The organism is Pseudomonas sp. CFBP 13710, assembly GCF_014842235.1.
In the GTDB taxonomy this organism is placed as follows: Bacteria; Pseudomonadota; Gammaproteobacteria; order Pseudomonadales; family Pseudomonadaceae; genus Aquipseudomonas; species Aquipseudomonas baltica.
The window spans coordinates 70,884-84,516 of record NZ_JACYVJ010000012.1 but is presented as its reverse complement, the minus strand read 5'-3'; the positions used below and the strand labels follow the sequence as shown (position 1 = coordinate 84,516).

The window sequence follows — 13,633 nt, the reverse complement described above, 5'->3', positions numbered from 1 at the left end:
GGTTGCAGCAACTTCAGCGGTGAAGCCCTCACTGATCCAACAGCGGGTCCAGCGCACGGGCGTGTTCCAGAGGCCAGCCCAAGGGCACCACGTCGCCCACGGCCAATGCCGGGTCGAGCTGGGCGATGGGCTGCTTGACGAAGAAATCGGTCTTGCCGCACACCTCCAGGCGCACACGTACGTGGTCGCCCAGGTAGATGAATTCGGCGACTCGCCCCGAGAAGCGGTTGATGCACTCGCCGCTGTGGCCGTTCAGGCGAACCCGTTCGGGCCGAATCGACAGGGTCACCGGTGCGCCTATCTGGCCGACATTGATCGCCAGCGCCTCGATTTTTTCACCCCGTGGCAGTTCGACGATGCAGCGCTCGCCCTCGCGGCTGAGCAGACGTCCGTTGATGCGGTTGTTTTCGCCGATGAAGTTGGCGACGAAGGTGTTCTTTGGCTCCTCGTAGAGGGCACGGGGTGGGGCGATCTGCTGGATCTCGCCCTGATGGAACACGGCCACGCGGTCGGACATGGTCAGCGCCTCGCCCTGATCGTGGGTCACGTACACCACGGTGACGCCCAGGCGCTGGTGCAGGTGCTTGATCTCCATCTGCATGTGCTCGCGCAGCTGTTTGTCCAGGGCACCCAGCGGTTCGTCCATGAGCACCAGTTGCGGCTCGAAAACCAAGGCGCGGGCCAGGGCCACACGCTGTTGCTGCCCGCCGGACAGCTGCGCCGGATAGCGGTGGGCAAAGGCATCGAGCTGGACCATGCCGAGCACCCGCTTGACCCGCTCGCTGATGTCGGTCTTGCTCAGGCCGCGCACGGACAGGGGGAAGGCCAGGTTTTCCGCCACGGTCATGTGCGGAAACAGGGCGTAGTTCTGGAACACCATGCCGATGTCACGCTTGTGCGGCGGCACGTGGTTGATCGAGCGTCCGGACAGCTGGATTTCCCCCGCCGTGGGGGTTTCGAAGCCTGCCAACATCATCAGGCTGGTGGTCTTGCCGGAGCCGGAGGGGCCGAGGAGCGTAAGGAACTCGCCCTTGCGGATGTCCAGATTGAGGTCCTTGACGATGAGGTTTTCACCGTCATAGCTTTTCTGCACGCCACGGAAGCTGACCAGTATCTCGTCCGTACTTGCGCTTGCCTCGCTCATACCCACACCTTTGTTGAATGACTGCCGTGGGGTCAAGCCTAGAGAAGGCCGCAACCCTTGCAAATCGGGGGCTGGGAGAGATTGCCATGGGGTAGTTGGAAGATTCGGGGTAGGGATTGCCCTACAGGCATGTCGCCCCTGAGCATGGGCGAGAAGTGCCAGAGCGGCTGCGTGGCAGAACCCCGGGTGCCACTGTCGTTTTCAGACCAGCTTGTGCTCCATCGCGTACTTCACCAGGTCGGCCAGCGACGCCACATTGAGCTTGTGCATCAGGCGCGCCTTGTGGGTGCTGATGGTTTTGCTGCTCAGGGCCAACTGCTGGGCAATGTCGTTGACGTTGGCGCCGCGAGCCAGGCGTTCGAACACCGAGAACTCGCGCTCCGACAGCAGGGCATGCCGCGGCCGGGCATCGGTGAGCCCGACCTCGAAGACCATGCGGTCGGCCAGGGCCGGGTCGATGTAGCGCCCGCCCGCGGCGACTCGGCGGATAGCGGTCAGCAGCAGCGCCGGGTCGCTGTCCTTGGTGGCATAACCTGCCGCGCCGACTTTCAATGCACGCGCGGCCATCTGCGCCTCGTCGTGCATGGACAACACCAGAATGGCCGGCGGATGAGGCAGCGCGCGGATCCGCGGAATGGCCTCCAGCCCATTGACGCCCGGCATGGAGATGTCCAGCAGGACCACGTCGCAAGGGGTGACGCGCAAGATCTCGAGCAACTGCTCGCCATTGCCGGCCTCCCCTGCCACCACCAAGTCCTTGGCCAGGGCAATCAATTGCTTGATGCCTTCACGCACGATGGTGTGGTCTTCGGCCACCAGCACTCGGATCAACGGGTCACCCTCCAGCAATCAATTCAACGGCGCGCTCAGTTCAACGGCACGGTAACCGTCAGGGCAGTGCCCTCACCCAGCAGACTGCTCAGTTCAAGCCGGCCACCGAGCATCAGTACGCGCTCGCGCATGCCCACCAGGCCGAACGACAGCGAGCTCACTTGGGCAGGTTCGAAGCCGCAGCCATCGTCGGTGATCGACAGACGCAGGTCGTTGCCTTCCTGGCTGAGCTCGATTTGCACAGTATGCGCCTGGGCGTGGCGAATGACATTGGTCAGCGCCTCTTGCAGAAGGCGAAAGAGGCCCACGGCCTTGGCGTCGTCCAGGGGCGGCAACTGTTCCGGAACGCTGACCAGGCAGGGAATCTGGGTGCGCTCCTCGAAGCGGTGCGCCTGCCACTCGATTGCCGAAGCGATACCGGCATCCAGTATCGGCGGGCGCAAGGCGGTGGCCACGTCGCGCACCTGCTGGAACAGCTGGGCGATCAAGCGCTTCATGCTGTTGAGGCGTTCCTGCAGCCCGCTATCGAGGTCGGCGTAGGCCAGCTCGCACATCGAGGTTTCCAGTTTCAGTACCGTGAGGATCTGTCCCAGTTCGTCGTGCACTTCTCGGGCAATGCGCGCCTTTTCTTCCTCGCGCACGGTTTCCAGGTGCGCCGACAGCTCGCGCAGTTGCGCCTCGCTGTGCTGCAGGGCAGCCAGCGCCCGCCGCCGCTCGGTCACATCGGTGAGGTAGACCACCAAATATTCGGCTTCGCGAAAGCGCAGGAAGCTCAGCGAGACATCGGTGGGCAGGACGCTGCCGTCGGCGCGTACGCAGTGGGTTTCGAAGGTCTGCGCAGCGTGTTCGCTGGCCCGGGCCAGCCGCCACAGGTTCAGCCAGCGGTCCATGCTCAGGCCTGGTTCGAAGTCGGCCAGGGGTTTGTCCACCACCGCGCCGGTGTCGTAGCCGAGCATGCGCTCGGCAGCGCGGTTGGCGTAGCGCACATGGCTGTCCCAGTTGACCCACAGTATGCCGACCGTGCTTTGCTCGATGGAGAACTGGTTGACCCGCAGGGCTTCCTCGCTCGCCGCGCGCAGGGCAATGTCTTCCCGAGCCGCCAGCAGTTGCCGTTCCAGCGCGTGGACCTGGCGGCGCTGCCAGACCAGCAGTGCGATGATGGCCACGGCGATCAGCACCAGCAGCAGGCACAGGTTCTGCCAGAACCCTCGAGATTCGCTCAGACGCGGATACTGTGGCTGCAACCACCGCTCGTGCAGCCGCTCCAGGTCCTTGGCGGGCAGAGACTCCAAGGCCACGGTGACGATATGCGCCAACTGCGGCCAGTCGCGCCGCGTCGCCACGCGCAGCAACTGTGGATAACCTATGTCGCCGACCACCACCAGCTCGTCGAACTCGGCCTCGCGGGACAGCCGGCCCAACTGCGCCTCGTCCACCACCGCATAACGTGCCTGCTGGCTAAGCAGTAATTGCAGGGCCTGCCGTTCCAGCGGCACACCTTGCAGATTGAGGTGGGTGTAGGTGTTGCGCAAATAGTCGGCAACCGCCCCTGGCATGCGCACGGCGACCCGGTCATTGGCCGAAAGCGTCTCGAGATCGATGGCGACTTCGCCATTGCGCTCGCCTACCAACAACTGCGGCACGCGCAGGTAGGGATCGGAAAACTGCCACAGTTTCAATCCGGCAGGGGTTTGCGCAAGACCGGGCGCCAGGTCCACCTCGCCTGCGCGCAAACCCTGTTCCAGCGCCGGCTGGTCGGCGTAGTTGCGCCAGATCAGCTCCACCTGCATGGCCTTGGCCAGCCAGTTCATCAGGTCGACGTTGACGCCGGACAACTGGCCCAGGCGACGGTCCAGTTGCGCATAGGGTTGCTGCAGTACCAGCCCGACGCGCAAGGTGCGATGCTCATCAAGCCACTGGATCTGCGCAGCGTCGAGCGGCAGCTTCACGGCGGGCACGGCGGCGGCGCCATGGACGAGCAACGGCAGGCACAACCCGCCCAGCAGTGAAAGGCGACGCAGCAGTGGGTACATATCGGTATGAACGACCTTTGCGTGGATGGCACTAAGCTATAGGCTTTGAATATCGACCGGTGTCGGGATTATCCGCGAGAAAAGGATCGCCTGTCAGGTTGCATCGATGGCAGCGTGCACTCGGCCCGGTATCGAACAAGCGAGTCATTCATTTGGGCGGGAAGTACCGATGAAAGTTGTTCAGTTGAGAGCCGTTTGCCTGGCATTGCTGGTGCCCCTGCACGGTGTTGCAGCGGCCGAAGAGGCCGCGCCAGCCAAGCAGACGGCCGAAGTCCGCCAGCCTCTGGCGGAGCGCAGCGTCGAGGATGCCCAGGCACTGGAACGTCAGTTGCCCGCCAGCGAGCAGCAACAATTGCAGGCCGGCAGCGACGAGTTCCTGTCGTTGTGGCGTCCGGCCAATACCGCCGATGCGCAGGGTACGGTGATCATCGTGCCAGGGGCCGGGGAAACGGCGGACTGGCCTCAGGGCGTGGGGCCGTTGCGGCGCAAGTTGCCGGATGCGGCGTTCAACACCCTGAGCCTGAGCCTGCCGGACCTGGTCAGCCAGATGCCTTCGGCCAGGCCAAACGAGAAACCGCCATTGCCGGTGACCACCGACACCCAGGCGACGCCACCGGACGCTGGCGCCGGGGTGGAAAAAGCCACGGCTCAGGACGCCGATACGGCCAGCACCGAAGTGCAGCTGCAAGACCCGATGCAGGTGGATGCCGAGCGGATCTTTGCCCGCATCGAAGCCGGCATCGCTTTCGCCCAGCAACACAACTCACGCAGGATCGTGCTGTTGGGGCATGGCAGCGGCGCTTACTGGGCGACCCGCTACATGGCCGAACGGCAGCCGGCGCACGTGCAGAAGCTGGTGTTGGTGGATACCCGCACACCGGACAATGCGCCGCAGCAGATCGACGAACTGGCCGCGCTGCTCAAGGTGCCCACCACGGATGTCTTCTACAGCGATCGTCAAGCAGCGGCTGACGCCGCGCAACGGCGTTTGCAGGCCAGCAAGCGGCAGAAAGGTGCGGTGTACTCGCAGGTTTCGCTCAGGTCGCTGCCGGACAAGGCCGCGCAGGCCGAGCAGCTGTTCCGGCGGGTCAAGGGTGCCTTGAATGCGCAGTAAGCCACTGCGCGGTTGATGCCGGGCCTGCGCATCAGCGCAGGTCCAGGCGCTCGCGGATCAGGCTGTAGGCGTTGTGCAGTTCGCGCGTGCGGTCGGTGGCCTCGCGAATCTGCGCCGGTGTGGCACCACCGCCCACCAGTTTGTCGGGATGGTGGCGGCTGAGCAGACGCCGATAGGCACGCTTGATCTGGTCGGGCTCGGTGGTCGACGAAACCCCCAACAGGCGCAGCGCTTCTTCGAAGGCCCCGCCTCGCTTGGTCACCGGCCTGTGACGCGGCTCGTAATCCTGCCCCAGCCCCTGCACCCGTGCCGAGGACCAGCCCAGCCATTTGCCCCAGCTGACTACCAGTTCGCGCTCGGCGGTACCGGCCTGGCCATCGGCCCAGACCATCCGCCAGCAGGCACGCAGCATGCCTTCGGCGGAGTTGGGTTGGTGCTTGAGAAGCAGCAGGTGACTGCGCAGCTGATCGCCTCCCGTCTTGCCGCGATTGAACGCAACGATGGCCCGTTTTCGCGCCTGCTCGTTGAGGTTCAACGAGCGCATCTCCCGCCGCGCCTGCTGGATATGCACCGCCAGCACCTGGCCTTCGGCCTTGGCCACTCGCCCCAGCAGGACGAACAGCAGTTGCTCGTCACGCAGCACCGATTTGCCCTTGAGCCTATCTACCAATTCACTCCAGGTCTGCAACCTGAGGTGTCGATCCAGCGCCTGGCCGAGCACTATGCCCAGCAGCGCCCCTGGAATGCTGGCGAGGGCATAACCTGCCGCCGCGCCGACTACCGTTCCGGGCCACAACATATCAACCTCGCTCGGCCAGCAGGTGGTCGAGTTCGGTCAGGCGTTGCGCAGTGCCGACGTCGATCCACTGGCCCTGATAGTGTTCGCCGGTGACCTGCCCCACGTCCATTGCGCGGCGCAGCAGCGGTGCGAGCTTGAAGGCTGGCTCGCCATGGCCGTCGAACAGATCGGGATGGAGCACGGCAATACCGCTGTAGGTCAGGCCAGGCTGGTCGCGCACCTGGCCTTCGACCAGGCTGAAGTCGCCTTCGGGGTGATGAGCCGGGTTGTCGACCAGCACCAGATGCGCGTGGCCCGCCAACGGACCGCGCAACCGACTGAAGTCGTAGTCGGTCCAGATGTCGCCGTTGACCACCACGAACGGTGCATCGCCGAGCAATGGCAACGCGTTGCGAATGCCACCGCCGGTTTCCAGCGGCTCGGTTTCGCGGGAATACTCGATGGCCACCCCGTAGCGAGCACCGTCGCCCAGGTAGTCTTCGATCTGCTGGCCCAGCCAGGCGTGATTGATCACCACCTCGGCAAAGCCGGCCTGGGCCAGGGCCAGCAGGTGATACTCGATCAACCGCTTGCCGCCGGCGGCCAGCAACGGCTTGGGCGTGGTCAGGGTCAGCGGGCGCATGCGCTCGCCTTTGCCTGCCGCGAGGATCATGGCTTTCATGAGGACACTCCAAGGCTCTTGAACAGTTCACCCAGTTCAGCCAGCTCGGGGCGCCGCGCGAGCACCGTCTCTATATAAGAGAAGAAACGCGGCGCGTCGGCCAGATAACGGGGTTTGCCATCACGATGGCAGATACGGGCAAAAATGCCGATCACTTTCAGATGACGCTGCACGCCCATCAGATCACTGGCACGGCAGAACTCGGCGAAGTCCAGCTGCACCGGCACGCCCTGCTCGCCCGCCTGTTCCCAGTAGCGCTGCAACCAGGTCTGCACACGCGCTTCGGGCCAGCTGAGGAAGGCGTCCTTGAACAGGCAGGTGATGTCGTAGGTGACCGGGCCGTAGACCGCATCCTGAAAGTCCAGCACACCCGGGTTGGGCTCGCTGCGCATGAGGTTGCGCGGCATGTAGTCGCGATGCACCAGCACCTTGGGCTGCGCCAGGGCGCTGTCGATCAGCCGCGTGCACACCCGTTGCCAGGCGGCCGATTGCTCGGCGTCGAGCTGCTTGCCCAAAGCCTTGCCGACATACCATTGCGGAAACAGCTCGAGCTCACGCTGCAACAGCGCAACGTCGTAGCTGGGCAGGTCACCGCTGGCCGGCAGTTTCTGCAGTGCCAGCAGCGCGTCGATGGCATCGGCAAACAGCGCGTCGGCGTTGTCCGCATCGATCACGTCCAGGTAGGTCTGGTGGCCCAGATCGCTCAACAACAGGAAGCCGCGCTCGAGGTCCTGGGCATGAATCTGCGGCACATTGAGGCCGGCGCTCGCCAGCAGTTCGTCGATTTTCACGAACGGCGCGCAGTTTTCCTGGGGCGGCGGCGCATCCATGACGATAAAACTGCGACCCTGGCCCTGCCAGCGAAAGTATCGGCGAAAACTTGCATCGCTACTGGCCGCGGTCAACGTGGCCGGGGGTACGGCGCCCCATTGGCGAGCCTGGAAGAGCTTCTCCAGCTGCTCGTCGAGCCATGTTTTGAGGTGTTGCAGGCGTACATCTTGATCAGGCATTGCAAGGGTCTCCGACGGCGCTAGCCGTCAAGCGGGTCATGCTTTATTATCCAGCATCTTTTTCAGACCATCGAGAGGCGTGCGGCCCCCCCGCGGGCAAGATGGCACGCAGGAAGCCCGGACTAATAAGATGGCATTGAAATCCCCCGCGTTTCGTAAAAAATTTCCGTTGCTGGTCACTGGCGGTTTGCTGGTGATGCAACCCATGGCCACCCCGTTCGTTTTTGCTGCAGAGCAATTCGACTGCCAAGTCTCCGCTGCTGGTGCCTGGGACTGCAACCCCAAGGCCAACGCCGCGCAGTTGCCGCCGCGCCCCGTGCACGACGGCGCGGCAGTGGCGAGCGGCGGCAGCGGTGCCTCTTCACGCGAAGAGAAAACCGTCGGGCCGGTCGCGGTCACGCAGAGCAAGGGCCGTGGCCTGAGCTCGCGCAGCCCCGACTACAGCCATCTCGACTGGGTGCCGCGCAGCAAGCTGACCGCCGCCCAACTGGCCGAGACCGGGCCGTACTGCTCCGGTGCGTACATCGAGCCGGTGCGTCCGGGCATGAACGACAACACGCCGAAGAGCGAGGCACCGACCTTCATCGGCGCCAAGGCTTCGCGCTACCAGACCGAGGAGCAGATCGCCTCGCTGGCCGGTGACGTCGTGATGCGCCAGGGCAGCATGCAGATCGAGGCCGACGAGGCCAGCCTGCACCAGGCCGAGAACCGCGGCGAGCTCAACGGCAACGTCAAGCTGCGCGACAACGGCGCGCTGGTCGTGGGCGACCACGCCCAGATCCAGCTCGACACCGGTGAGGCCCAGGTCGACAACGCCGAATACGTGCTGCACAAGTCGCGCATCCGCGGCAATGCGCTGTACGCCAAGCGCGCCGAGAACGCGATCATCCGCCTCAAGGACGGTACCTATACCACCTGCGAGCCGGACAGCAACGCCTGGCAGCTCAAGGGCAACAACATCACGCTGAACCCGGCCACCGGTTTCGGCACGGCGACCAACGTCACCCTTCGCGTGAAGGATATTCCGGTGCTGTACACGCCGTATATCTACTTCCCGATCGACGACCGTCGCCAGTCCGGCTTCCTGCCGCCGTCCTTCGCCAGCGACAGCGACAGCGGCTTCACCCTGGTTGCCCCGTACTACTTCAACCTGGCGCCGAACTACGACGCCACGTTGTACCCGCGCTACATGGCCAAGCGTGGCTTGATGATGGAAGGCGAATTCCGCTACCTGACCAAGACCAGCGAAGGCCAGTTCGGCGGCGCGTACCTGAACGACGAAAACGACGATCGCAGCCAGCAGTCCGACTACGACAAGACCCGCTGGATGGTCAACTGGCAGCACAAGGGCGGCCTGGATTCGCGCCTGACCACTGAAGTCGACTACACCGACATCAGCGATCCGTACTACTTCCAGGACCTGCAGTCGGACCAGATCGGCGTCGAGCGCACCGACTGGATCAACCAGCAGGGTGCCCTGACCTATCGCGGTGACAACTACACCGCACGCTTGAACGCCCAGGCGTACAAGCTGGCGACCGTGGCCGACATCACCCCGTACAACCGCATGCCGCAGATCACCTTCAACGGTGCGCTGCCTTACCATCCGGGCGGTCTGGACTTCACCTACAACAGCGAGATCGTGCGTTTCGAGCGTGACCTGCGCACCGGCACCTTCATCAACGAAGACGGTTTCGGCGAGCGCCGCATCGACAACAACGTGACAGGCCTGGCGCGTGCCAACGGCAACCGCCTGAACCTGGAGCCGGGCGTATCGCTGCCGTTGAACTGGAACTGGGGCTTCGTGCGTCCGTCGCTCAAGTACATGTACACCCAGTACGATCTGGATCTGGATGGCCGAGGCAAGCAGGATTTGGCCAATCAAAATCCGAATTCAAGCACGTTCGAAAAATACAGCGGCTCGCAGAACCGCGGCGTACCGATCGCCAGCATCGACAGCGGCCTGTACTTCGACCGCGACACCCAGATGTTCGGCACCAACTTCCGCCAGACCCTGGAACCGCGCCTGTTCTACCTCTATGTTCCCGAGGAAGACCAGACCGACATTCCAGTGTTCGACACGTCGGAAACCACCTTCAGCTATGGCTCGCTGTTCCGCGAAAACCGCTTCACCGGTGCCGACCGCGTGGGCGACGAGAACAAGCTGTCGCTGGGCGTGACCAGCCGCTGGATCGAGGAGAACGGTTTCGAGCGTCAGCGCGTGGCCGTCGGCCAGGCCGTGTACTTCAAGGATCGTGAAGTGCAACTGCCGGGCGTCGATTTCAAGACGCGCGACGATGCCCAGGCCAACGTTTCGCCGTACGCCCTGGAATACGAATATCGCTTCAACCGCGACTGGCGCTTCAGCTCGGACTTCAACTGGGATCCGGACAGCCGCAGCACCCGTTCGGGCAGCGCGATGTTCCACTACCAGCCTGAAGACAACCCGAACAAGGTGGTCAACCTGGGCTACCGCTACCGCGACGACACCGTGCACTACGATTCGGCGACCGGTCGCTGGACCTTCGGTGGCGACTACGGTCAGCCGGGTGATCCGAACTACGTGAAGGACTACTACAAGATCCAGCAGCATGACTTCTCGGTCATGTGGCCGATCGTGCCGCAGTGGAGCGTCATCAGCCGCTGGCAGTTCGACTACAACCGCAATCGCACGCTGGAAGCCTTTGGTGGTTTCGAATACGACAACTGCTGCTGGAAGATGCGTCTGATCAACCGCTACTGGGTTGACTACGACGAGTACAGCCAGGCCGCCCCGCAGAACGAAAAAGGCGACCACGGCATCTTCCTGCAAATCGTGCTGAAGGGCCTCGGTGGCGTGGTAGGCAATAAGGTCGAGGGTTTCCTCGACAAGGGCATTCAAGGTTATCGTGAACGTGAAGACCAAGCTATGTGATCTGCTGCGCCCAGTCGTGCTGGGCGCCATGCTGCTGGGCACCACGGCGCACGCCGCGGTGCAACAGCTGGACCGCGTCGTGGCCATCGTCGACAACGACGTGGTCATGCAAAGCCAGCTCGACCAGCGCGTCAAGGAAGTGCAGCAAACCATCGCCAAGCGTGGCGGTGGCGTACCTGCAGCGAGCGTCCTGCAACAGCAGGTGCTGGAACGCCTGATCGTCGAGAATCTGCAGCTGCAGATCGGCGAACGTTCCGGCATTCGCATTACCGACGAAGAACTCAACGGCGCCATCGCCACCATTGCCCAGCGCAACAACATGTCGACCGAGCAGTTCCGTGCCGCACTGGCGCATGACGGCCTGTCGTATGACGATGCGCGCGAGCAGGTGAAGCGCGAGATGATCATCAGCCGCGTACGCCAGCGTCGCGTGGCCGAGCGCATCCAGGTATCCGAGCAGGAAGTGAAGAACTTCCTCGCCTCGGACCTGGGCAAGATGCAGCTGTCCGAAGAACTGCACCTGGCCAACATCCAGATCCAGGTCCCGGAAAGCGCCAGCTCGGCGGCTATCCAGGCAGCGGCGAGCAAGGCCGAGGACATCTATCGCCAGCTCAAGCAGGGTGCCGACTTCAACAAGTTGGCGATTGCCAGCTCGTCGAGCGAGAACGCCCTGGAAGGCGGCGACATGGGCTGGCGCAAGCCTGCTCAGCTGCCGGCACCGTTCGACCGCATGCTCAGCAGCATGCCGGTCGGCGATGTCACCCAGCCCGTGCGCACGCCCGTGGGCTTCATCATCCTCAAGGTGCTGGACAAGCGCGGTGGCGCCACCCAGACCGTTGACGAAGTGCACGTACGTCACATTCTGTTGAAGCCGAGCGAGATTCGCAGCCCGGCCCAGACCGAAGAACTGGCACGCAAGCTGTACGAACGCATCGAAAACGGCGAGGACTTCGCTACCTTGGCGAAGAATTTTTCGGAAGATCCGGGTTCGGCGCTCAACGGCGGCGATCTGAACTGGGTCAACCCTCAGTCGCTGGTGCCCGAGTTCCGCGAAACCATGGCGTCGACGCCGGTGGAAACGGTTTCGCGTCCGTTCCAGACCCAGTTCGGCTGGCATGTGCTGCAGGTGCTGGGGCGCCGTGCGACCGACAACACCGAGCAGGCCCGCGACCAGCAGGCAATGACCGTGTTGCGCAACCGCAAGTATGACGAAGAGCTGCAGACCTGGATGCGCCAGATCCGCGACGAAGCTTACGTCGAAATCAAGCTGCCTGGCGCCGACCAGGCTGCGCAGTGACCCCCAAGCGTTTCGCGTTGACGCCCGGTGAGCCGGCGGGCATAGGTCCAGACCTGTGCCTGCTGCTGGCCGCGCAACCCCAGCCTCACCCCTTGATCGCCATCACCAGCCGTGACCTGCTCGCCGAGCGGGCCGCGCAGCTGGGGCTGGCCGTCAGCCTGCTGGAAGTCGATGCCGACGCCCTCCCCGACCAGCCTGCGCCAGCGGGCAGCCTGTATGTCTGGGACACCCCCCTGGGCGCGCCCGTGCTCACCGGCCAGCTGAATACCGCCAACGCCGCGTTCGTGCTGCACACCCTGACGCGTGCAGCGCAGGGCTGCCTCGACGGGCTGTTCGCGGGCATGATTACTGCGCCGGTGCACAAGGGTGTGATCAACGACGGTGGCATCGCGTTCTCCGGACACACCGAATTCCTCGCCGACCTCACCGCTACCGAACAGGTGGTGATGATGCTTGCAACCGGCGATCTGCGCGTGGCACTGGTAACCACTCACCTGCCCCTGCGCGAGGTGGCCGATGCGATCACCGTCGAGCGCCTGGAGCGGGTCACGCGCATTCTGCACGCCGACCTGCAGGGCAAGTTCGGCCTGGCCCGGCCGCGCATCCTGGTCTGCGGTCTGAACCCGCATGCCGGCGAAAGCGGCCACCTGGGCCGCGAGGAAATCGACATCATCGAGCCTACCCTGGAGCGTCTGCGCGCCGAAGGCATGGATCTGCGCGGGCCGCTGCCCGCCGATACGCTCTTCACTACCAAATACCTGCAGCATTGCGATGCGGTGCTGGCGATGTATCACGACCAGGGCCTGCCCGTACTCAAGTACAAAGGCTTTGGCGCCGCGGTCAACGTGACCCTGGGGTTGCCGATCATTCGCACCTCCGTGGACCACGGCACCGCCCTGGACCTGGCCGGAACCGGCAAGGTCGATACTGGCAGCCTGCGCGTCGCCCTCGACACCGCCTATCGAATGGCCGAGACATTTTAATGACCGAGCACTACCAACACCGGGCGCGCAAGCGCTTTGGCCAGAACTTTCTCCACGATGCCGGCGTGATCGACCGTATCCTGCGCTCCATCCACGCCAAGCCCGGTGAACACCTGCTGGAAATCGGCCCGGGCCAGGGCGCCCTTACCGAAGGCCTGCTGGGCAGCGGTGCGCAACTGGACGTGGTGGAACTGGACAAGGACCTGGTGCCGATCCTCAATCAGCAATTCGCCGGCAAGGGCAATTTCCGCCTGCACCAGGGCGATGCATTGAAGTTCGACTTCACCAGCCTGGGCGCCGAGGCTGGCAGCCTGCGCGTGGTCGGCAACCTGCCGTACAACATCTCCACCCCACTGATCTTCCATTTGCTGCACAACGCCCACCTGATCCGCGACATGCATTTCATGCTGCAGAAGGAAGTGGTCGAGCGTATGGCTGCAGGCCCTGGCGGCGGCGACTGGGGACGGCTGTCGATCATGGTTCAGTACCACTGCCGTGTCGAGCACCTGTTCAACGTCGGGCCGGGCGCGTTCAATCCGCCGCCCAAGGTCGATTCGGCCATCGTGCGCCTGGTACCTCACACCACCCTGCCCCACCCGGCCAAGGATCACCGCCTGCTCGAGCGAGTGGTGCGCGAAGCCTTCAACCAGCGGCGCAAGACCTTGCGCAACACGCTCAAGGCGCTGCTGCCCGTCGAGGCGATCGAAGCGGCCGGCGTCGACGGCAGCCTGCGGCCCGAACAGCTCGACCTGGCGGCTTTCGTGCGCCTGGCTGATCAACTCGCCGAACGAAGCGACCCGCTCTGACCTCTAACCTGGACCAAGCGATTGGTCCACAGGCCACCGCG

General features: G+C 64.0%; 11 protein-coding genes. 5 read left to right on the top strand and 6 right to left on the bottom strand.

Annotated features, from left to right (window positions below):
* Positions 1-28: 28 nt before the first annotated feature.
* The 3 genes from IFT44_RS19190 to IFT44_RS19180 form a co-directional block, all read right to left on the bottom strand.
* Positions 29-1,144 (bottom strand): ABC transporter ATP-binding protein, encoded by a 1,116-nt coding sequence (locus IFT44_RS19190; protein ID WP_122477165.1) that lies wholly within the window; start codon positions 1,142-1,144, stop codon positions 29-31.
* 201 nt (positions 1,145-1,345) lie between these two features.
* A complete protein-coding gene (locus IFT44_RS19185) occupies positions 1,346-1,975 on the bottom strand; it encodes a response regulator (protein WP_185795322.1) in 630 nt (209 codons plus the stop codon).
* Between the two features lie 35 nt (positions 1,976-2,010).
* A complete protein-coding gene (locus IFT44_RS19180; RefSeq protein ID WP_192176433.1) occupies positions 2,011-4,008 on the bottom strand; it encodes a sensor histidine kinase in 1,998 nt (665 codons plus the stop codon).
* 169 nt (positions 4,009-4,177) lie between these two features.
* Between IFT44_RS19180 and IFT44_RS19175 the strand changes: the two genes are divergently transcribed.
* Positions 4,178-5,122: an alpha/beta hydrolase family protein gene (locus IFT44_RS19175; RefSeq protein ID WP_192176432.1), complete on the top strand. Its 945-nt coding sequence runs from the start codon at positions 4,178-4,180 to the stop codon at positions 5,120-5,122.
* 31 nt (positions 5,123-5,153) lie between these two features.
* Here the strand turns inward: IFT44_RS19175 and IFT44_RS19170 are convergent, their stop codons facing one another.
* From IFT44_RS19170 to IFT44_RS19160, 3 genes are read right to left on the bottom strand one after another with little or no spacing between them, the layout of a single operon-like run.
* Positions 5,154-5,921 carry a DnaJ domain-containing protein gene (locus IFT44_RS19170; protein ID WP_192104460.1) on the bottom strand — a complete coding sequence of 256 codons (768 nt, stop codon included), beginning with the start codon at positions 5,919-5,921 and terminating at the stop codon, positions 5,154-5,156.
* A 1-nt stretch (position 5,922) separates the two neighbouring features.
* Entirely contained in the window at positions 5,923-6,582 is a 660-nt protein-coding gene (gene murU, locus IFT44_RS19165) for an N-acetylmuramate alpha-1-phosphate uridylyltransferase MurU (RefSeq protein WP_192176431.1), read from the bottom strand.
* Positions 6,579-7,592, bottom strand: a complete 1,014-nt coding sequence (locus tag IFT44_RS19160) for an aminoglycoside phosphotransferase family protein (protein WP_122477156.1) — start codon at positions 7,590-7,592, stop codon at positions 6,579-6,581. The genes murU and IFT44_RS19160 overlap by 4 nt, the downstream gene beginning before the upstream one ends.
* Positions 7,593-7,722: 130 nt before the next feature.
* Here IFT44_RS19160 and IFT44_RS19155 point away from each other — a divergent pair, with 130 nt between their 5' ends.
* The 4 genes from IFT44_RS19155 to rsmA are packed head-to-tail and all read left to right on the top strand — an operon-like array spanning position 7,723 to position 13,592.
* A complete protein-coding gene (locus IFT44_RS19155; RefSeq protein ID WP_192176430.1) occupies positions 7,723-10,506 on the top strand; it encodes an LPS-assembly protein LptD in 2,784 nt (927 codons plus the stop codon).
* A complete protein-coding gene (surA, locus tag IFT44_RS19150; RefSeq protein WP_122477153.1) occupies positions 10,487-11,803 on the top strand; it encodes a peptidylprolyl isomerase SurA in 1,317 nt (438 codons plus the stop codon). The genes IFT44_RS19155 and surA overlap by 20 nt, the downstream gene beginning before the upstream one ends.
* The gene (pdxA, locus tag IFT44_RS19145; protein ID WP_192176429.1) at positions 11,800-12,786 is read left to right on the top strand and encodes a 4-hydroxythreonine-4-phosphate dehydrogenase PdxA; all 987 of its coding nucleotides are present in this window, start codon (positions 11,800-11,802) and stop codon (positions 12,784-12,786) included. The genes surA and pdxA overlap by 4 nt, the downstream gene beginning before the upstream one ends.
* Complete coding sequence (gene rsmA, locus IFT44_RS19140) at positions 12,786-13,592, top strand: 16S rRNA (adenine(1518)-N(6)/adenine(1519)-N(6))-dimethyltransferase RsmA (RefSeq protein WP_192056455.1); 807 nt, start codon at positions 12,786-12,788, stop codon at positions 13,590-13,592. Before pdxA ends, rsmA begins: the two co-directional genes overlap by 1 nt.
* The last annotated feature ends 41 nt before the right edge of the window (positions 13,593-13,633 follow it).

What these genes read in the sequence shown, in the direction of transcription:
- murU (WP_192176431.1), bottom strand. Translation starts at nt 6,582, where the DNA reads ATGAAAGCCATGATCCTCGCGGCAGGCAAAGGCGAGCGCATGCGCCCG.
- rsmA (WP_192056455.1), top strand. Translation starts at nt 12,786, where the DNA reads ATGACCGAGCACTACCAACACCGGGCGCGCAAGCGCTTTGGCCAGAAC.
- IFT44_RS19180 (WP_192176433.1), bottom strand. Translation starts at nt 4,008, where the DNA reads ATGTACCCACTGCTGCGTCGCCTTTCACTGCTGGGCGGGTTGTGCCTG.
- IFT44_RS19175 (WP_192176432.1), top strand. Translation starts at nt 4,178, where the DNA reads ATGAAAGTTGTTCAGTTGAGAGCCGTTTGCCTGGCATTGCTGGTGCCC.
- IFT44_RS19190 (WP_122477165.1), bottom strand. Translation starts at nt 1,144, where the DNA reads ATGAGCGAGGCAAGCGCAAGTACGGACGAGATACTGGTCAGCTTCCGT.
- IFT44_RS19160 (WP_122477156.1), bottom strand. Translation starts at nt 7,592, where the DNA reads ATGCCTGATCAAGATGTACGCCTGCAACACCTCAAAACATGGCTCGAC.
- IFT44_RS19170 (WP_192104460.1), bottom strand. Translation starts at nt 5,921, where the DNA reads ATGTTGTGGCCCGGAACGGTAGTCGGCGCGGCGGCAGGTTATGCCCTC.
- IFT44_RS19155 (WP_192176430.1), top strand. Translation starts at nt 7,723, where the DNA reads ATGGCATTGAAATCCCCCGCGTTTCGTAAAAAATTTCCGTTGCTGGTC.